Here is a 19557-nt window from a genome sequence, read left to right on the forward strand (position 1 = left end):
TCTAATGTTCAATAGAATATATGAAGATCCTACGAGCGTCGCGTGCGCTCGCGCAGGCGCTTCGCTGCTTCGCCATATTCCGCGGCAATGCGGTCAACGAGATCCTGCACGGCGGGAATGTCGTCGATCAGCCCGACGCCTTGGCCGGCAGCCCAGATATCCCGCCAGGGCTTGCGCTCGGAGGAACGGGGATCCTGCGCGACGGTTTCGACGGACAGGTGGTCTGGGTCGAACCCGTTCGCGCGGATGGACGATCGCATGAAATTGCAAGGCACCCCGCGCGTGAAGGCAGGCGTGTAAAGGATGTCGCTGGTATCCGCTGCCACCAACATCGCCTTATAGGCATCCGGCGCCATCGATTCCTTCGTGGCGATGAAGCGGGTGCCCATGTAACAGAGATCCGCACCCAGCGCCTGCGCCGCCAGAATGCCGCCGCCCGTGCCGATCGCGCCGCCAAGGACGATCACGCCGTCGAAAAAGGCGCGAACCTGCGGGACCAAGGCGAAGGCGCTGACAGCGCCAGCATGGCCACCACCACCACTTGCGATCAGATTGATGCCGTCGACTCCTGCCTCCGCCGCCTTTTCGGCGTGGCGAACGCTCGTTGCGTCATGGAAAACGACGCCCCCCCATCCGTGCACTTCCTTGACAAGATCAGCCGGTGCACCGCCCACGCTGATGACGATCGGTACCCGCCGCCGCCTGCAGACCTCCAATTGCCTCTCGAACAAGCCGGCACGGTGCGCGTCCCTGCCCGCGCCTGCGCTGAGATTGGCGGCATAAGGCCCCGCCCGCTGGCCGGTGCGCGCTTCAAAGGCGGCGAGTTCCCCGGCAATCCGATCGAGCCATTCGTCATATTCCTCCGCAGAACGCGCCGAAGCCGAGGCAACGCCGGCCATGATACCGGCGGAACATGCCGCGATGACGATATCGGGGCCGGTGACGAGGAACATGGGCGCCGCCACCAGCGGCAGACGCATTCCCGAGAATAGCGGCGTGTCCAAGAGTTCCATCATTAGCCTCCCTGTGACTACCTCGTTCATCCTCGGGGCTGCGGGTGTGCAGCAGCGCCGCAGCACGACCTCCTGCCACTTCCCGCCCGCGCCGCATCCCCTAGAAGCCGCCGCTTTCCAGACGCGACGCCAGATCGGCGTTGCGGCCCGGATTGGTCTCGATCTCCATCGCCAGCCCGTCGGCGAGCGGCATCTCGGCGCCGCCATCGATCATCGTCTTTAGCCAACGGGTCACGCCGCGCGGGTGACTGGCGATCAGCGCAGCGAACGCCTGGACCTCTTCGTGCAAGCGGTCCGTTGGAAACGACCTGTTCGCCAGCCCGATGCGCACCGCCTCTTCGGCCAGGACTTCGCGACCGGAGAACATCATTTCCTTCGCCCTGGCACGGCCGATCCGGCGCGGAAGCCGTTGAGTCAGCCCCCAGCCTGCGTGCAATCCCCATTTCTGATGGGTATCCCCGAACCGTACATCCTCCGCCGCGAAAAGGATGTCGGCGGTCAGCGCCAGTTCCAGGCCGCCTGTCAGGCAATGGCCCTGCACGGCCGCGATCACGGGTTGCGGAAGCGCGGCCAGGGCTGACAGGGTGGCGCGATTGAAGGCGGTGGGGTCGGGATCGGTCGGCTTCCGCTCCTTGAACGCCTTGAGATCGGCTCCGGCGCAGAAGGACCGCCCGGCACCGCGCAGGACGACGCAACCGATGGCCTCCGTCTGGGTAGCGATGGCGTCGATATGAGTGCGCAGTTCCCGGAAGCTGCCCGCTGAGAGCGCATTCAGAACCTCCGGACGATTTAGCGTCAGGGTAGCAACGCCGTCCGCGTCGCTTCGATCTACCAAAGAAGTCACGCTGTCTCACCTCCTTGCTCAGCAGCGATCGCCCCTACGCCCCAGGGTTCGCCCCACGTATAAAGGCGAGGCGCCGGAGAAATTGCCGCGTTCAGCTTTTGCCCATCAGCGCGTTGGAAACGATGTTGCGCTGAACTTCGCTTGCGCCGGCATAGATGGTCGACGGTCGCGCGATCATGTATATTTTACGGAGATCCAACGGACTTTCCGCGCCGATCGTCGGCGACTGCAGCCCGGCATCCTCGTCGATGACATTCAGTATCTCTTCCGAGATATCCTGGAACGCCTCCGTCGCAAGGACCTTCATCATGCCCAGAACGGCATTGTCGACCTCGCCGCGAATTGCCGCGTCCGCAACTTGCGAATGGAGCGCGGCGAGATCGTGCACGTCACAGAACAAGGAAGCAGCCCTATCCGTCACCCCGGCATCTTCGGCGAGCCCGCGCGTTTCGATCAGTTGCTCAAGCACTTCGAACGCCTGCCTGGGCAAGGTGGGGGCGCCGTTGGATATGCGCTCATCCCCGAGCAGGGCCTTGGCCACCGTCCAGCCCTGGTCGAGCGCGCCGACCAGATTTTCCGCAGGGATGCGCACATTCTCGAAGAAAACCTCGCAGAGTTCGTCTTCGTCGGCGAGGTTGAGAATGGGGCGCACGGTCAAGCCGGGCGTGTCCATGTCCGCCAACAGGAAGCTGATACCTGCCTGCTTCTTCACCTCCTTGTTGGTCCGCACCAGCACGAAGATGCGGTCCGCACAGCCGGCCAGCGTCGTCCAGATTTTCTGGCCGTTGACGAGGAACGCCTCTCCATCCCGCACCGCCGAGGTCCGCAGGCTGGCCAGATCGGAACCCGCATTGGGCTCGGAATAGCCCTGGCACCACAGATCTTCCCCGCGCAGGATCGCCGGCAGGTAGCGCGATCGCTGCGCATCGGTGCCATATTTCATCAGCACCGGTGCCAGCAGCACCCCGCCGCTGTCGAGCACGCGGGCGCAGCGATGGCGTTCCATCTCCTCGTTCAGGATGAGCTGTTTTTCCAGGCTCAGGCCCAGGCCGCCATATTGCTTTGGCCAGGCAGGCGCGCGCCAGCCGGCTTCATAGGTCATCCGGTGCCACCGCCGTTCCTCGTCACCGGCAAGGCGGCGGATGATCGGGATGCGCCATTCCGCCGGATAATTCTGCTCCAGCCAGCCGCGCCACCGGGCGCGAAACGCGTCGTTGGACAGCAGGTTGAGGTCTTGCGTCATCATGCGCCCTTTCCGTCGCGATGTGCCATCAGCGCTGCCCGGCGATGCGCGGAGGCACTGCCGAGCCAGCTGGACCAGCGCAGCGCGCAATGGACGTAGAGGCCTACATCCGCTTCGTCGGTATAGCCGAAGGCTCCGTGATACTGGATCGCCCAGCGCCCCATTTCCTGGGCTACCCGGCTGCAACGGGCTTTGGCTGCGTGCACGGCCGGCCCTCGAAGCCCGCCCTCTTCGGCGCAGCGCGCCGCCTTGCGCCAACTGGCGGCGGCGAGTTCGATCTGGCTATAGAGGTCCACCATGCGATGCCGCAGCGCCTGGAACTCCGACAACGCGCTGTCGAACTGCGCGCGCTGCTGCATATAGGCCAGCGTTTCGTGCCACAGCGCCTTTGCCAGGCCCTCGAGTTGCGCGCTCAGCGCGACGGTGCCGCGTGCGATTGCGTGCTCGAGCGCGACCCGCGCAGCATCGCCCTCCACAATCACGGCATCGGCAGATACGTGAACATCGTCGAACACGATGTCCGCAGTCAGGGTACCATCGGTCGCGCGCGCAACGACGAAGGTGACTCCCGACGCCGATGGATCGACCGCTACCACGACAGGGCCGTCATCGCCTTGTGCGGCAACCAAGAGCGCGGAGCCAGGGTGCCAGGCGGGCACGTGCACCTTTGCTCCCTGCAGCCGGCCGGCGGCCAGGCGCGTCCCGAACGCCGGAATGCCGACGCCGCCGCGCCGCTCTTGCCAAGCGAGCGTGACCGATTGATGGCCTTGCGCCAACCCCGTGGCGAGCGCCGCGGCCACCGGCCCGGCGCCGCGCGCCAGGAGCGTCCCCGCCAGGATCGCCGACGCGACAAAGGGTTCGGGCGAAAGCGCGCGGCCGAGTTCCTCCGCCAACGGTAGGGCCGCACTCAGTCCGAGTTCGGCGCCGCCCAGGCTTTCCGGAAGGAGCATGCCGGTCCAGCCGAGTTCGGCCATGCGCCGCCACGTGTCGGCATCGAAACCGGTTTCGGACGCACGCACCGCCCGGAAATGGCCCGGGCCGCCCGCATCGCCGAGGAATGCGATAGCGCTGTCGCGCAGCATCTGCTGCAGTTCGTCATCGGTGCGCCAGCCCATGGATCACCCGGCCATCTGCATGCCGCCATTGGCGGACAACCGCTGGCCCGTGATGAAAGAAGCCGCATCGGAGAGCAGGAAGCAGACGGGCTTCGCCGCCTCTTCCGCGGAACTCCACCGGCCCAGTGGGATCCGCGACAGATAGGTCTCGGCGAACTTCTCGCTGCGCACCGTCTCCGTCATCGGCGTGACCACCACGCCAAAGGCGACGCAGTTGGCGCGAATATTGTACTTCGCCCATTCGCGCGCCGTAGACATCGTCATGCCGATGATGCCCGCCTTGGCCGTTGCGTAGTTTACCTGGCCTATCGTTCCCTGGACCCCGGCATCCGAGGAGATGTTGACGATCGATCCGGGGTTGGGGTCCCCCGCCTTCGCACGTTCGATCATATGGTTGCCGACGGCCTGCGAACACAGAAACGCGCCGGTCAGGTGAACGCTGATCACCTGATCCCATTCTTGAAGCGTCATTTTCGACAACATCGCGGGACGGGTGATGCCGGCATTGTTCACCAGGCCATGCACGGCGCCGAACGTGTCGACGGCGTATTGCACCAGCGCATCCACCTCGGCGGCGTTGGCGATATTGGCCTTCACGCCCAGATAGCGTCCTTCGGGGTACTCGGCCTTGGCCGCTTCGAGGGCATCGCCATTCATGTCCGCGATCACGACATTGCCGCCCAGCGCAACCACCAGATCGGCGACTGCCCGGCCGATGCCCTGGGCGGCCCCGGTAACGATGACCGTCCTATCGACAAGGGACATGGGGTTGGCGGTCGGCTGACTATCCATTGCGGGCATCCTTCTTCATCTCAGCGAATTCTCATGGCCTGCTCCGAAACGCTCGCAATTCCATTCCCTCGATCCGGGACCAGGTATCGCGATGCCGTCATCGTCCAGCACACCGCCGGCGCTCAGAGCACGCCGGCGGCCCGAAGCGCAGCGCGCTCGGTTTCCGAATATCCTGCCTCTGCCAGGATCTCGTCATTATGCTCCCCGACGGCAGGCGGCGGGTAACGATAGGCGGGGGGAGTAGCGGAAAGTCGATAGGGCGAGGCAACGGTACGGACATCCCCGAACGCGCCGGAGGAGAGCGTCAGGAACATGTTGCGGGCAATCGCCTGCGCGTCCCGCTCCATATCCTCAATGTCGTTGATCGGGCCGGCGGACACCGTGGCATCGTTCAGGATCGACACCCATTCGGCGCGTGTCTTTGTACGGATGATGTCGGCGATAAGCGCCTTCAGCGCCGGGCGATTGCGGACCCGATCGCCATTGCGCATGAAGCGAGTATCGCTAAGCCATTCGGGGTGCCCCAGAACGTTTGCGAGCCGGACGAACTCCCGATCGTTGAACGTCGCGATGATGATATGGCCGTCGGAGGCACGGAAGACGCCGTACGGCGCGGCACTGGGATGATCGTTGCCGGTCCGGCCCAACTTTACCCCGGCATTGAGCCACGAAGACGACGTGTTGAGCAATGCCGCTGCTAGCGACTCGAACAGGGAGATATCGACCTGCTGCCCCTCCCCGGTCTTGCGCCGATGCTCGAGCGCTGCGAGAATCCCGATGACGGCATTCATTCCGGCGAAGGCGTCGACGACGGGTATGCCGACCCGCAACGGCCCCGCCCCTTCCTCCGTATCGGCGTGACCGGTGACGCTCATCACCCCGCCCATTCCCTGAACGAGGAAATCATAGCCCGAACGCTCCGCATACGGGCCCGTTTGGCCGAAGCCCGTGATCGAGCAATAGATCAGCCTGGGATTGATCTCGCGCAGCGCCGCATAGCCGAGACCGTAGCGCTCCAATGTACCGGTGCGGTAATTCTCGATAAGGATATCAGCCGCGCTCGCCAGCCGCCGGATAATCGCCTGCCCTGCCGCGGTCGCGAAATCGACGGCGATCGAGCGTTTATTGCGGTTGACCGATAGAAAGTAGGTCGACTCCCCGGAGCTGGTTTCGGTCGGCTGCCGTAACCAGGGAGGACCGACCCGCCGCGAGTCATCGCCCTCTCCCCGGCGCTCGATCTTGATCACCTCGGCACCGAGATCCCCCAAAATCTGCCCGCCAAGCGGACCGGCGATGACCCGGGTCATATCCAGCACGGTCAAGCCGGAAAGAGCGCCGGGTGGCGATCCTGAGGTCATTCGGTATCTCCATATTTCGACGATAGTGCCACCAGAAGCCATGCACCGGCGCCACAGGACGGCGGCAACGATCACTTCCCGGTCAACATCCACCGAAGGTTCCGCAGCAAGGACCGGGCAAGGCGCACGGCGGCTTGAAAGCGTGTGGCCAAAGCGACCTGGCAGCTTGCCATGCGGGACGCCCGATGCGCCCCGCATGGGGACACTCAGAAGCGGAACGTCGCCTCCACCCCATAGGTGCGCGGGTCACCATAGGTGAAGGTTTCGTAACCCGCCCCCGTCAATTGGAAATTGCGCGTGAGGCCGTAGAGTTCATTCGTGATGTTGCGCGCGTAGATGCCCGCGCTAAGGCGGCTCCCACCGATATTGTTGTAATCGATGCGCGCATTGAGCAGCGTATAGCCTGCCTGCGCGCTATTGAACCCCTGGAGGTCATTGCCCAGGCGTGAGCTTCGGTAGTATACGTTACCGTTGAACGCCAGCTCTTCGCCATTTCCAATCAGAGGAATGGTATAGATTGCCGTAAGACCAGCCGTATCCCTGGAAATGTTGCCGAAGTTCTGCCCGGTAAGATTGCGCGAAGCCACTGCCAGCGTGCATCCATTGACATCCGGTATGGCAAACTGGTCGTACTTGCCGAGAGTCAAGTTATAGAAACCATTCAGCTGCAGGCCCTTCAGCGGTCGCGCCTCCAGTTCGAGTTCGATCCCCTTCGGGGTACCCTTGCCCGCATTAACGATCAATGAGTTGGAGTTCTGGCTAACACCACACGAGCCTGTGACCTGAGTCTGGATATTCGAATACTTGCCCTGGTATAGCGCCAGATTGGCACGAACGGGCACTCGGCCGATATGCGCATCGGCTTTGACGCCAATTTCATAGTCCGTGAGCTTCTCAGGTGCGTAGGTTCGCAGCGCCGGTGGGATCGCCGGAGAAATCAGGTTGAATCCGCCTGCCTTGTAGCTGTGCCGGTTGGCTACATAGATCAACACATGACTGGTGACCTGATAGTCGACACCCAAGGTCGAGCTCAGTTCCTTGTCGCTTATCCGTAGGGGATCAGGAACTCCCCTGTTCGATCCTACGCGGGTATCCCAGGTATGCCGCAGGCCACCGGTGATTTTGACGCCGGTCAGCCCAAGATTACTGAAATCATAGGTGACCTGACCGAACAACGCCTTGGACGTATATCGATCGAATGATGTATCGAATAGCGTAGGGCTCGTACTGAATAGAGTTGTCGTCTGATCCACTCTGGTCTTTTGCCTGGATATGAAACCACCCATCAACCACGTCAGGCTATTTTCAAAGGATTTACCAAATACCTGCAGTTCGTCACTGATTTGGGTCTGATGACGAGCCTGTGCAACATCGACCATCGGAAAATTAAGGCTCGTCGAATTAAGGTCAAAAGCGTTCTTTATATCGTAATATCCAAAGATATTTTTCAATGTAACACCGCCAAACTCATAGGAGGTGGTGTTAGCAATAAGGTAGCTCTTGTTATTATCGTAATCCGGAGAATATGACTGATCGATCGTCCGGTTACCCAACTGCTGCTGGCGTGCAAGTCCGGCCAGCGCGGGAGGGAAAAACAGGCCGAAGCCACCGAGTGTCTTCGTGATCGGGGGGTTCAAATGCTGCTTGCCATTGAAATAGGTGACAAGCAGATCGTTCTCGAGCCCGTCCACAGGGGTCAGCGTAACCGCTGCTCGAAGTGCGGTATAATCCTTGTCGTTTCCGTCAGGCCCGCTCAAATTCTTGACCATGCCGTCCTGGCGAGCGACCTGCCCGGAAAGGCGTACGCCCAGAATGTCCTTGACGATCGGCAGGTTGATGGCGCCGGTGAACTGCAGAAGGTCATAGTTACCGATGTTCCCGGTGACATAGCCGCTCACGTCGCGCGTATTTGCTCTTTGCGGGGTAAACAGAACCGCGCCGCCCGTGCTGTTCTTACCGAAAAGAGTCCCCTGCGGACCGCGGACGATCTGCACCGAGGCCAGATCGAAGATACCGGCCGCAATCACGCGCGAGTCGACGGGCACGTCTCCAAAATAGTTTACGACGGTGTTATCGGCACCCAGCGGCGAAGTCTGGCCACGCAACTGGAAGACCGGCGCGCCCGACCCTCCCAGGGGGTCCGGCGTGATCACCAGGCTTGGTGCACTGAACTGGAGATCCGTCGCACGACGGATCTGCTGGCGCTCCAGCGAATCCGAGCTCAGCACGGATGCCGCAACGGGAACATTCTGGAGATTCTCCGATGTTCGTCGCGCGGTAACGATAATGTTTTCGAGCTGCTCCTGATTAGTCGGCGACGCTTGCGCCGGCTGGGCCGGCGAGGAGCCCGGCACTGGCGCCGCATCCTGAGCGATCGCGGGAACAGCAAGCATCACGAACGAGGCAGCTGTAGCGCCCAGCAATGGGCACCAGGTACGAGTATGGCGCATTCTTTTCCTCTCCCAAAAGCGCCTCCCGCCCCTCTATCATGCTAGTCCCTGTCCAAGCGTCATCGCTTTGCCCGGGGCAATTTTTTATCAAGCGGAAGTTCGAAATTGGTATCGCGGGACGATTGTTCCGTCAATCATGCGCATCCCAAGGTGACATCACGCATACGATATTTGGGACACAAGCTCGCCAAAGGCGCATCGCTCTGGCATCGAACCGACACTTCCTTCGGAGATCCGAAGCAGTGGGATCGCAGCGCGCCTGCCCGGACGGAATGATCGATCCGAGGCGCCGCCGCGGCAATCAGGCGCATCTCAGTGCGCCCCGTGCGCGCTGCTGATCGAAGCGAGCGCACGCGGGCCGATCTCCGCGACCGATGGTGGGTAGTCGTGTAGATCGCTGATCCGGCGCAAATGCTATATCCGTCAAAGACTCCGAGTTCGATCCGCAAGAGAAGGCCTGCGCGTTCTTGTTCGGCGTCCGCGGCCGAACCGGTCTTCGACTGTTGCGAGAAGCGCGTCGACCACTGCTCGCCGAGCGACCATGGTGCATCATTTGGCTCGGTCTGCGCCCGCGGGAGTACCGGTCCTGATTCCGGACACTTGGCATCCTGTATCGCAAATGTGATTTTTGAGCGCCAGCCTCCCCACTGCCTGGCTAATATGGAATATATGTGGCTGCGTATACGGCAGTGCCCGCTCCATCACGGCACCATCCGCATGCGTGTGGTGCCAAAGAGATCACACGATCCGTGGCCAGGAGAGGCGATATGCTGAAAAGAGTCGGTGCCGCGCGTTGGATCGATATGGCAGACATCCGTTGCGCCATGATGGGGATCATACCGCTCGCTTGCCTCGCTGCAGCCTTTTGGCTTTGCGGCTTGCTCTTCTAAAATCCGGACCTTCACGAAGCGCGGGTCGAGGACGCCGCCATCGTAGAACATGGCAATTTCAGGAATTTCGTGTGCGGGCGGGCATAGAGGGTAAGAAAGAGACCCGAGATATCCCGACGCAAAGAGCCCGCGATACCAAATGAGTTGCTGGACCAGCTTCTGGCCGGCGGGGATGCGGCAACAGCACCGCAGCAAGCCGACTTGCTGGATGCGCTGAAAAAGGCGCTGGCGGAGCGCGCGTTGAACGCGGAGATGAACCATCGCCTCGCCGGTGAGGACGGCGGCGGCAACACGCGGAACGGCTATGGCCGGAAGACGGCGATGACCGACACCGGGAGCCTGGCGATTGCGGTGCCGCGACCGCCAGGCGAACTTCGATCCGCAGCTGATCGCCAAATATCAGCGGCGGTTTCCCGGCTTCGACGACAAGATTGTGTCGATGTACGCACAGGGGATGAGCACGCCGCCGAAAAAGCCGCCCCAGCTACCTCCTGATCGGCTCCTACGCGATGATCACAGCGATTTCCTCCAACGTCAATCGCCGCCGCTCCGCACACGACTTCGAACCCACAGGCGCTTCCCTTCGTAAATCCCGCCGAGGAGACGAAGGTTTCCGGAGAAATGCCCCGTCGCGTGCCCCGAAAATTTTTGGTGACACCAAGTCGCTGTGATACCAAATTTTTTCCCAGCACCGCTACGCTACCAGCCGCGTTTCTTGCCCCTCGAAGCCATCCTTGACCCGGTCGATCCATTCGACCACCTCACGCTGGCTCCAGCGGGCCGTGAAGGCGATAAATTGTAGGGTGCAGGAAATCGCTGCTGCCGAATGAGGCGATAGATCATCGTCTTACCCAGCCTCACGCGCCGCTTCACCTCGTCGATCCGCAACAACCGGTCGACTTCCTCGGGCGGGGTCATTTCACCCTCTCGCGTGCCAGCGCCTCGCGCGCCGGCTCTTCGCGGCCATAGGTCTCCGCATAAACGCGCGCCTAGTCGCCGAGCGCAAGATGCAGCTGTGGCAGCACCGTGATGGTGAGCTTGACCGGGGTCCGATCAGGAATGCGCGCAAGTTTGAGATCTACCATGGTGTTCTCCTAACCGCGCCACGGCGCGAGAATGAGATCGTGGTGGACGACCAGCCGAACCGGCGCGCCCGGTCGGATCGTGATGGTCGGCTGGATTTGGAGGTTGCGGGAGGTGATCTGGTCACCGGCACGCGAGACGTTTTGCTGGGTCGATTGGCGGATCGCCTGTACGAGATCGCTCTCGCCGGAGAAGGTCATGTTTGCACCGACGCCGAGCAGGGTCGAAATCGCAACGCCCTTGAGCAGCGCCCAGGTGTGGAAATCGACCCGATCCGCAAGCCCGGCATAGCCCGACGGGTCAGTTGCTGGCACATTGTCGAGCCGGACCGAGCTGCCGTCCGGCAGGATGATCCGCTGCCACACCACCAGCGCGCGCTTCTGCCCGAAAGCGACGACACTGTCGTAGCTGCCGATCAGCCGCGCACCCTGGGGGATGAGAAGGATACTGCCCGTCGCGCTGTCGAAGACCCGCTCCGTCACCTGAGCGATGACGAGCCCGGGGAGATCGGACCTGAGTCCGGTGATCAGGCTCGCCGCGATGACGCTGCCGGCGGACAGCATGTTCGGTGACACTGGCGGGCTCAGCCGGTGCGCATTGACATCGCCGCCGCTGTCGCGCGCAGCCACGAAGTCAGCCTTGCGCTGCTGCGCATTGGGATCACGATCGGGATCGATCGCGAGCCGCGACGCATCGGTGGCTTGGACGAATGGCGAGGATGGGGTCGCATCGGCGGTGCGGGCCGGATCGTTGCGATTGCCCGATTGCACCAGCACCCCCGACTCGCGCGCTGCCTTCAGTTCTGCAGCCATTCGCTCCCGTTCGGTTACGGCGGCCTGATCGGCACGCGGCGTCCCGCTCTCCGCTGGCGGCGCGATAGCCATGGCGCGCTGATGCTCGAGGATCGGCCGACCGAGGTCGCCCGGCAAGGGCGGGCCGAGCTTCGGCACGTCGCCATAGCTGCCCGGCAGGCGGTTAAGGGTATCGGCGGGTGCCTTCACCGCTACGGGCGTGTCTTGTGTTGGTGCAGCCAGGTGCAGGTCCGTCGACCGAAGCGCCACCCAGGCCGTCGCGGCCAGACTGACCGAGCCGAGCGCCGCGATGCCGACAATGGCGCCTCGCTTGAAGCGGATCGCACGCGCGGGCTGTGCGCGAAGCGCCAGCGTTTCCGGATCCACCTTGGCCGGGATGGCAGGCGCTTCGGGTGCAGATGGTGATGCTGCCTCGGCGGTCATGATTCCCTCCGGTCAGGCGAACCTTCCGCCACCCGGCGGATGCGGACAATCTGCTGGTGCTTCGTGCCGAGGCGAAGCTCGGCGACGTCGAAGATCCGATCGACGACATAGAAGCGGCCCTTCACGCGGTAGTTTACGAGTTGGGCCTCGCCCTTCCCGTCCACCAGGAAGATGGGGGGCGCCTCCCCGACGGCCAGCGTTGCCGGGAACTCGATGAAGGTCTGCCGCCCGTCGTCGAAAGCACGAAATGGCCGCCAGGCTGGTCGATCGCCCGACACGACGTAGTTGAAGTGCAACTGCTCGACCTCGATACCGGTCGCCACGGGTGCAACCGCCTCGGCTTCTGCGGTGGCGCGCTTCAACGCGATCAGCGCATCCTGCGGATAGGTCCAGGCGAGCGCAACCATTGCCGCCTTAGTCCTGCTGGTCAGGTTGAGATGATAGGTGCGCCGGTCCGTGGTGATGACAAGGTTGGTCGAGAGGCCCGCGCTGAACGGCTTGACGAGCACATGCGTCCGCCGCTCCGCGGCCGAACCGCTGGTGGTATCGCCGATCACCCAGCGGGCCGTGTCGCCGCTCGCGACCGCGACCAGCGTTTCGCCCGGCTGCAAGGCAATGTCGGTTACCCGCTCTGGTGCCGTGGCGACGGAGTAGATGGCGCCATCGGCGAATGGATATGTCTGCATGGCGTTGACGGAGCCCTGCACGACGAGACCGTGCGTAGACCCCTCCTCGGCGCCGACGATCGGCAAGGGAACGCGCCCGGCATTATCGCGAGGCGAGGTTGCCCCCGCGCTGGCGTCTGCAAGGATCAGGCAAGGCACCAGCGGCGCGGCAGTTGCGAAGAGTCTCGTCATGGCTGTGTCTCCGTATTGACGGTGGGTTGCGCACCAAGGTTCGGGTCGAGCGGCGAGCCAAGCGGCACGTTGCTGGGCGGCTGCGCAGTACGCGTCGAAGCCGCCGGCGCTGCGGGTTCAAGTTCACGGCTCCAGTCGATCGCGTCGATGTAGATGCCGAGCGGGTTCTTCCGGAGCGTGTCGGCCGATACCGGCGGCTTGGTCAGGATCGTCAGGATGCCGGTCCAGTGGGAAGTGCCTGCAGCATTTCCACGCTCATAGGCGGTCTCGGTCCACTTCACTTGAAAGGAGCGATCCGATGCCCGGACTACGCTCGTCACCTGGACCGACACGGTCCGCTGGCCGATCCTGGCAAACGGGTCTGCCGCCCGCACATAGAGGCTCTGGACGCGGCCGAGCAGGCGCGGATCGGCGCTACACGCGGCAGTCATCTGATCGAGCGCTACTGGGGGCGTTACGTCGCCATCCTCCGCGAACCGGACGGACAGCGCGTCGATATCGTCCGGGCGCCGCTTGGAGATCTTCCATGCTATGTCGTCGAAACCGACGGCGCGTGGGCCATTGCCTCGGACGTCGCCTTGCTGGCCGCGTTCGGCCTGTTCACCCCTGCCATCGCGTGGGACGAAGTCGCGCGACACCTCGCCAGGCGCGACATGCGCAGCCCGGCTACCTGCCTGAGGGACTTGCGTGAACTGCCCGGCGGCCAGCGGCTCACCCTCGCTGGCGGCAAGGCGGTGGTCACGCCATTATGGTCGCCCTGGACCTTTGCCGATCGCAGCCGGCAGATCGATGACGCGGATGAAGCCGCCCACCGGCTGCGCGATGCCGCGCTGGAATGCGTGGCGGCAAGGGCGTCCGAGTACAAGCAAGTCGTCCTGATGCTGTCGGGCGGGCTGGATTCCTCAATCGTCGCGGCATGCCTCGCCCGGCAGGGCTTGCCATTCCATTGCCTGACCCTGGTTACCGAGGACGCGATTGGTGATGAGCGCACCTATGCGCGCCTTGTGAGCGAATCCCTGGATGTCGGTCTGACGGAGGCGTATCGGGACGTATCCCGCATCGACATCGCACGATCCGGCGCGCGCCGCCTTCCACGTCCGACGGTCCGGGCGTTCGTCCAGGAATCGAACCGCCTGGCCATCGAGACGGCGCGGGCGGCTGGGGCCGACGCGATCTTCAACGGTGGTGGGGGCGACAATGTGTTCTGTTCGCTGCAGTCCGCCGGGCCCGCGGCAGATCGCCTGCTGAGCGCGGGGCCGGGCATGGCCTTCCTGCGTACGGCGCGGGAGATCAGCCAGCTCGCCTCGGCGAGCCTGTGGGCGGTTATCAGCGACGCGGCCAAGCGCGCCTGGTTCGGCAAGCCGGCGATGCGGCATGTGCAGGACTTGAGCTTCCTGTCTCCGCGGGCAACAAGCATGGCCGGAGCGAGCACCCTCCACCCCTGGCTTATCCTTCCGCCGGACGCCCTTCCCGGCAAGGCGATGCACATCCGATTGATCGCCTTCGCGCAAAGCTATGTGGAAGGCCATGATCCACAGGATCCGCTGCCGACCGTTTCGCCGTTGCTCGCCCAGCCGCTGGTCGAGACCTGCCTGGGCGTTCCGAGCTGGGGATGGTTCGAGGGCGGGCGCAACCGCGCCGTCGCGCGCCGCGCCTTTACCGGGGACCTTCCTGCCGACATTATCGGGCGGCGCTCGAAGGGCACCCCCGACAGTTTCGTGGCGCAGATCTTCGAAGCGCATCGCAGCGCGATTCGCCGGATGCTTGCCGAGGGCGAGCTGGCCGCGCACGACATGCTCGATCTGCCGGCCGTGCTGCGTGCGCTTGACGATCCGCGCCCGGTGCATGGCGATGCGTTCCGGCGCATCCTGCAGTTCGCCGATGTCGAAGCCTGGGCACGCGGCTGGACGCGATCAGGGCGATGACGCGGCCGGGCGCATCTGCGCGCGCATCGCCGCCCATCGCTGATATTGCGCGGCCTTGGCGGGATCGGGATCGACACGAGATTGCAGCCAGAACTGAAACCAGTCTAGGTTGCGCTCGTAGATCGCACAGCGATGCGCGGGCTGCCACTTGATGTGGTGCTCGCCGGGGAAGATGTACATTTCCACTGGCTGGCCCGCATCGCGCAGCGCGGTGAAGGTTTCCAGGCCGAGCAGATATTCCTCGTCGGCGAGTTGCATGAGCAGCGGCCGATCCATCGCGGGCGCATTGAGGGCCATCGAATAGGGTCGCCAAAAGGCGGGATCGTCGCGGGTCGCGGGGGGATAGCCCATCGCCCGCATCGCGTCGGCATAGCCGATACCGCCATAGGTCATGACCGATCGCGGCTCGATGCAGCAGGTACTGATCGACGCCGCAGCAAACAGCCGCGTGTTGATGAGCGCGAAGCGGGCCGTCGAGGCGCCGTCGCTCAGGCCCGTTATGCCGATCCGCGCGGGATCGACGATGGCGCGGGCGATGACCATGTTCACGCCGGTGACGAGGGATGACAACAGGCTTCGGCGCTCGGCCCATCCCTTGCCGTTGACGGCATTGACGTCGGCATAGGATCGGATGCCGGGCTTCGCTTCCGCAAAGAAGGCGGGACGTTCGATGCTCAGCACTGCGAACCCGCGCGCCGCAAAGGCATGGATCGGATATTCGTCGCCGGTGCCGCCGCGCAGGAAGCCGTCACTATGATATTGCACGACGATCATCGGCAGCTTCGTGCCCGGCTGGTAGCCGGGCGGCAGAACGAGATCCCCCCAGGCCTCCAGCCCGAGATCGTTGCGCCACCGCAGTCGCTCCACCTTGCCCAGCCGGATCGATGCGAATTCCGGATTCGGGTCGTATACCGGCTGCACGCGACCGCTGCGGGGGTCGATCGACACCAGCCGGCGCGGCATGACGGCATTCTCGGACGTGCATAGCAGCGACACGCCCGCCGGCGTGCAGCCCAGCAGGACATCGTCGGTCAGCAGCACGCGCTGCGGCTCGGCAGGGCCTGGGGTCCAGCGATAAAGGCCCATCTGCCCCTTGGCCCAGCCCTCGCGCCGCAGGAAGCGAAGCTCCTTGCCCTCACGGGCCCACCACAGACCGGTAAATCCGCCGTCGCAGCGCGGCGACCTGCACGCTACGCGATGCCCGGTTGAATCGATGGCGAGGAGCCGCAACGGACTGAGCGGCGATACGTCGCTGTGTTCGGTCCACGCCCGCCGTCCATCGACCGAGACCGCCGATGGCGGGATCGCGCTGCCCGACAGGTCCTCCATCGGAACAAGCGACCGTTCGGCGTCGCTTGCGGGTGAGACCTGCCCGGTCTCCGGGTCGACCCTGAAGGCTTCACGCGGCACCGAGCCCGAGATCAGCGGCCGGGGTGCGATATTGGGGGCGAACCGCGCATCATACAGCCAGCCGTCTCGGCCTTCCTGCGCGATGCGGCGCTGGGCGGCAATGCGTCCGGGCAACGCGACATAGACGATGCCGCGCCCGTCGCCCGACCAGGCGACGGCCTCGACGTCGACTTCCGACCGGGTGACCGGTTGCGCCCCGCTGCCATCGGATCGCGCACGCCAGGCCTGGGTGATGCCCCGATCGCGCCGAAGATAGGCGATCCAGCGGCCATCGGGCGACCAGAACGGCGTCACCAGGGTAGGAAACCCATTGTCGACAACGAGGCCCCGCGCGACGGTGCTGTTGGTCATCATCTCGCCGCCGCGATCGACGATACGCGGCAGGGGTTCGCCAGACAGGTTGACCACGACGAGCGCGCGGCAATAGCGGTTGGCGTCGGGATCGGCACGGCTCAGGATGAAGGCAGCCTGGCGCCCATCCGGTGAGATACCAAGCGGGCTTGGCTGTCCGAACATCGACCCGTCCGGCTGACCGATATCGCGCAGCTTGAGCAGGTCATCGGCGGTGACCGCCCGAGCAACGTGGCGCGACGCCTGCGCGGTCGGCAGCAGATCCTCGCATGCCGCCACGGCAGGGTGCGACATGGCGACAAGGCAAAGCAGGGCCACGAGCGTAGCGAGGCGCGGGAAGGCACGCCTCAGATGCGGCGACGTTACCATGACTTGGCGATCCCGAACCCGATATAGCGGCCGACCGGCGAGTAATTGGTCGAATCATAGGCGGTGTCGGAATAGACCGATGTCGCAATCGTCGTCGGATGGGCGTCAAAGGCATTCTGCAGGGTAAGACTGAGTTCGAGGCCGTGCAGCGGGCCACGCACCGCGCCGAATGTATAGCGGGCGGTGAAATCGACCGTGTTCATCCCGTCGATCGATAGCGCCGGGGTCGAGCGGACGTCCTCGACGCCGCCGATATGGCTTGCCGTTGCATTGAGGGTCAGGGCCCCCTTGCTCCAGGTAACGCTGCCTCGACCTCGCCAGTGTGGCGGGTTGAAAAGAGTGCCGGCCTTTTCGAGGATCGGCGCCCCGGGCGTGAGCTGCTGGTTGCTTTCGAGATAGCTGGCATTGAGCGAGACGCCCAGCGTGCCGCGATTGCTTCCAAGATCGGTCCGATAGCCGGCGAGGAGATCGATGCCGCGGATCGATTGGCGACCGGCGTTGAGGTTGCTGTTGTCGACGATCGCGACAACAGCACCGGGGTTGTAGACTTGCCCCGAGACGTTGAAGAACTGCGCCGCATTGGCGATCGCGGCAGCCACGGTGGTCGCGCCCGGCGCCCGGGTGACCTGGCCGGCATAAAGCGGGTTGCTGAGCGCCTGGGCCTGGAAGCTGATCGGCGTCACGATCCGGTCGGTATAGCGGGTCGAGAAATAGCCGAGCTGCAGGCGCAGCCCCGGCACCATGTGCGGCGTGAACTCGATCGTGGCGGTCCAGGTCCCGGCGCGCTCGGGTTTCAACGCTGGGTTCCCACCCTGGACCAGCAGCACGGTTGCGCTTGCCGGATAGCCGGTGCCACCCAGGCTCGCCGCCGGGTAGAGGAGCGCACTGCGTGCCTGATATTGCTGGAAAAGCGTCGGTGCGCGGAACGACCGACCCCAGCTCCCCTTGATCGCGATGTCGGCCACTGGCGCATAGATGATGCCGAGCTTGGGGGTCGCGACTGCATCAACGCCGGGGTAACGCTCGTAGCGGACAGCGCCGCTCAGGTTGAGGCGATCGATCCCGGCGATGCCCTGCCGAGCGGAAACAAGCGGCAGGTTGAGTTCGCCATAGGTATAATAGCTGTCCTGCGACCGGTTCACATTGTTGAGATTGCCGGTGCCGCGAAAGGCATTGAGGCGATTGTCACGATAACCGGCGCCGATCGCCAGCTTGACCGGGCCGCCCGGCAGACGGAAGAGACTGCCATCCGCGGCGAGTTCGACCGAACGGCCGCTGTTGCAATAGCAGATGAAATTGGCACTGGTCTGGCTGGCGCCGGCATAGCTGTCGCTGTGCAGATCAACCTTTTCCTCGCCATAGACGCCGGAGAGCGACAATCGCCATGCCTTGCCCAGGTCGAGCTTGAGCGACGGTGCAACGGCGAAGGAACGGCTGGTCGAGCGCTGCTCGGTGCGGCTGATGGCGAGATTGCCGGCGGCGTTGAGCGGAAAACCCGACAGGCTCCAGCGCTTGTTGAACAAGGCATCCATCTCGAAAGAGAGGGTGTCGGTCAGTGCCTGATGTCCCGCCAAGGCCACCGCGTGCCGCCGCAGGGCAGGGTAGAGCGTGACGCCGGGTCGCGACGCCGCATAGGAGCGATCATCCGACAGGATGTCGGTGTTGCGTGCGAATTCATAGGCGGCCACCAAACCGCCAGAACCCCATCTTTTGCCCGCGACCGCGCCATATTGCTGCTGGAAGTTGCCGCCGTCGGTCGATCCACCGAGGTTCGCGCGCGTCTCGAGGCCGTCATAGTCGCGCTTGAGAATGATGTTGGCGACGCCGGCAACCGCATCGGAACCGTACAGCGCGGAGGCGCCATCGGCGACGATTTCGATCCGATCCACGATGCCCAGCGGTATCGCCGAGACATCGATGCCCTGGCGCGATCCGTTATAGGCGAGCCGATGGCCGTTAAGCAGAGTCAGCGTGGCATCGCTGCCCAGGCCGCGCAGGTTGATGGTGGAGGCGCTTCCGACATTGACGCCGCTAGCGGCGGGTACGTTCGCGCCGACGCCTGGATTCTGCCCGCCGCCGAAGTTCTGCGGGATGCTGCGCGCCGCCTCGGCGACACTGGTCTGCCCGGCATTGCGCATGTCCTGCTGGTCGAGGCGAATGACCGGCGACGCCACCGGTGCGCCACGAATCCGGCTCCCCGTCACGACGATCTCCGAACCGCTTTCGTCGGCCGAGGCGGCTTCTTGCACGGCAGTATCCCGCTCGATGACGAGGCCGGTGCCGACGACGCGCAGGCGCAGGCCCGAGCCGTCGAGCAGGGCCGCAATGGCATCCTCGGGCGCGAAATCGCCATCCAGGGATGGCGCGCGCTTGCCTCTCACAAGGTCGGCAGGCGCGGCGATGCTGCGACCGGAGGCAATCGCTACCGCGCGGAGCGACGCCGCCAGTGATTGCGACGGAAGATGGTAGGTTTGTCGCCCGGCCTCTGTCGCCGACGCGACCGTCGACGCCAGGACGAGCGCCGTCGTGCTTGTTGAAATCGAAGCGGCAATGACCGCAGAACGCCATATTCCCATCATGGGCTCCCCTTGGCGATGCACTGACACGGCATCGCTTGGGGGC

At 64.1% G+C, this 19557-nt stretch carries 16 protein-coding genes and 1 pseudogene; 2 read left to right on the forward strand and 15 right to left on the reverse strand.

Annotation, left to right across the window (positions count from 1 at the left end; all coding sequences use genetic code 11):
• Window positions 1-29 precede the first annotated feature (29 nt).
• The 8 genes from A7X12_RS06255 to A7X12_RS25405 all read right to left on the reverse strand — a co-directional run bounded on the left by A7X12_RS06255 (window position 30) and on the right by A7X12_RS25405 (window position 9756).
• A complete protein-coding gene (locus A7X12_RS06255) occupies window positions 30-1016 on the reverse strand; it encodes an NAD(P)H-dependent flavin oxidoreductase (RefSeq protein ID WP_064310797.1) in 987 nt (328 codons plus the stop codon).
• Between the two features lie 97 nt (window positions 1017-1113).
• The gene (locus tag A7X12_RS06260; RefSeq protein WP_064310798.1) at window positions 1114-1857 is read right to left on the reverse strand and encodes an enoyl-CoA hydratase/isomerase family protein; all 744 of its coding nucleotides are present in this window, start codon (window positions 1855-1857) and stop codon (window positions 1114-1116) included.
• A gap of 91 nt (window positions 1858-1948) precedes the next feature.
• Window positions 1949-3103, reverse strand: coding sequence for an acyl-CoA dehydrogenase family protein (locus A7X12_RS06265; protein ID WP_084445146.1), 1155 nt, complete (start codon window positions 3101-3103; stop codon window positions 1949-1951).
• Complete coding sequence (locus A7X12_RS06270; RefSeq protein ID WP_064310799.1) at window positions 3100-4215, reverse strand: acyl-CoA dehydrogenase family protein; 1116 nt, start codon at window positions 4213-4215, stop codon at window positions 3100-3102. The genes A7X12_RS06265 and A7X12_RS06270 overlap by 4 nt, the downstream gene beginning before the upstream one ends.
• A gap of 3 nt (window positions 4216-4218) precedes the next feature.
• Entirely contained in the window at window positions 4219-5007 is a 789-nt protein-coding gene (locus A7X12_RS06275) for an SDR family oxidoreductase (RefSeq protein ID WP_064310800.1), read from the reverse strand.
• Between the two features lie 122 nt (window positions 5008-5129).
• Window positions 5130-6563, reverse strand: a complete 1434-nt coding sequence (locus A7X12_RS06280) for a CaiB/BaiF CoA transferase family protein (RefSeq protein ID WP_232318381.1) — start codon at window positions 6561-6563, stop codon at window positions 5130-5132.
• An 8-nt stretch (window positions 6564-6571) separates the two neighbouring features.
• The gene (locus A7X12_RS06285) at window positions 6572-8815 is read right to left on the reverse strand and encodes a TonB-dependent receptor (RefSeq protein ID WP_084445148.1); all 2244 of its coding nucleotides are present in this window, start codon (window positions 8813-8815) and stop codon (window positions 6572-6574) included.
• A gap of 701 nt (window positions 8816-9516) precedes the next feature.
• Window positions 9517-9756: a hypothetical protein gene (locus tag A7X12_RS25405; RefSeq protein WP_157105508.1), complete on the reverse strand. Its 240-nt coding sequence runs from the start codon at window positions 9754-9756 to the stop codon at window positions 9517-9519.
• Window positions 9757-9813: 57 nt separating this feature from the next.
• On the opposite strand from A7X12_RS25405, the pseudogene A7X12_RS06290 reads away from it, so the two are divergent.
• Window positions 9814-10168 (forward strand): annotated as a pseudogene (locus A7X12_RS06290) (transposase); the annotation flags it as partial.
• 236 nt (window positions 10169-10404) lie between these two features.
• Here the strand turns inward: A7X12_RS06290 and A7X12_RS24965 are convergent.
• From A7X12_RS24965 to A7X12_RS06305, 5 genes are all read right to left on the reverse strand, one after another.
• Complete coding sequence (locus A7X12_RS24965; RefSeq protein ID WP_084445150.1) at window positions 10405-10623, reverse strand: helix-turn-helix transcriptional regulator; 219 nt, start codon at window positions 10621-10623, stop codon at window positions 10405-10407.
• Window positions 10624-10694: 71 nt separating this feature from the next.
• Entirely contained in the window at window positions 10695-10790 is a 96-nt protein-coding gene (locus A7X12_RS24970; protein WP_084445151.1) for a DUF2274 domain-containing protein, read from the reverse strand.
• A gap of 9 nt (window positions 10791-10799) precedes the next feature.
• Complete coding sequence (locus A7X12_RS06295; protein ID WP_064310804.1) at window positions 10800-12023, reverse strand: TrbI/VirB10 family protein; 1224 nt, start codon at window positions 12021-12023, stop codon at window positions 10800-10802.
• Window positions 12020-12880 (reverse strand): P-type conjugative transfer protein TrbG, encoded by an 861-nt coding sequence (gene trbG, locus A7X12_RS06300; RefSeq protein WP_064310805.1) that lies wholly within the window; start codon window positions 12878-12880, stop codon window positions 12020-12022. The genes A7X12_RS06295 and trbG overlap by 4 nt, the downstream gene beginning before the upstream one ends.
• Complete coding sequence (locus A7X12_RS06305; RefSeq protein WP_084445168.1) at window positions 12877-13311, reverse strand: VirB8/TrbF family protein; 435 nt, start codon at window positions 13309-13311, stop codon at window positions 12877-12879. Before A7X12_RS06305 ends, trbG begins: the two co-directional genes overlap by 4 nt.
• 222 nt (window positions 13312-13533) lie before the next feature.
• Between A7X12_RS06305 and A7X12_RS06310 the strand changes: the two genes are divergently transcribed.
• Window positions 13534-14805 carry an asparagine synthase-related protein gene (locus A7X12_RS06310; protein ID WP_084445153.1) on the forward strand — a complete coding sequence of 424 codons (1272 nt, stop codon included), beginning with the start codon at window positions 13534-13536 and terminating at the stop codon, window positions 14803-14805.
• Here A7X12_RS06310 and A7X12_RS06315 read toward each other — a convergent pair.
• Both A7X12_RS06315 and A7X12_RS06320 read right to left on the reverse strand, forming a co-directional pair.
• Window positions 14794-16935 (reverse strand): Atxe2 family lasso peptide isopeptidase, encoded by a 2142-nt coding sequence (locus A7X12_RS06315; RefSeq protein WP_064310807.1) that lies wholly within the window; start codon window positions 16933-16935, stop codon window positions 14794-14796. The two genes, A7X12_RS06310 and A7X12_RS06315, sit on opposite strands and share 12 nt — an antisense overlap.
• On the reverse strand, window positions 16929-19514 hold the full coding sequence (locus A7X12_RS06320) for a TonB-dependent receptor domain-containing protein (protein ID WP_157105509.1): 2586 nt from the start codon (window positions 19512-19514) through the stop codon (window positions 16929-16931). The genes A7X12_RS06315 and A7X12_RS06320 overlap by 7 nt, the downstream gene beginning before the upstream one ends.
• Window positions 19515-19557: the final 43 nt, after the last annotated feature.

Source organism: Sphingomonas sp. TDK1 (assembly GCF_001650735.1).
GTDB lineage: Bacteria > Pseudomonadota > Alphaproteobacteria > Sphingomonadales > Sphingomonadaceae > Sphingomonas.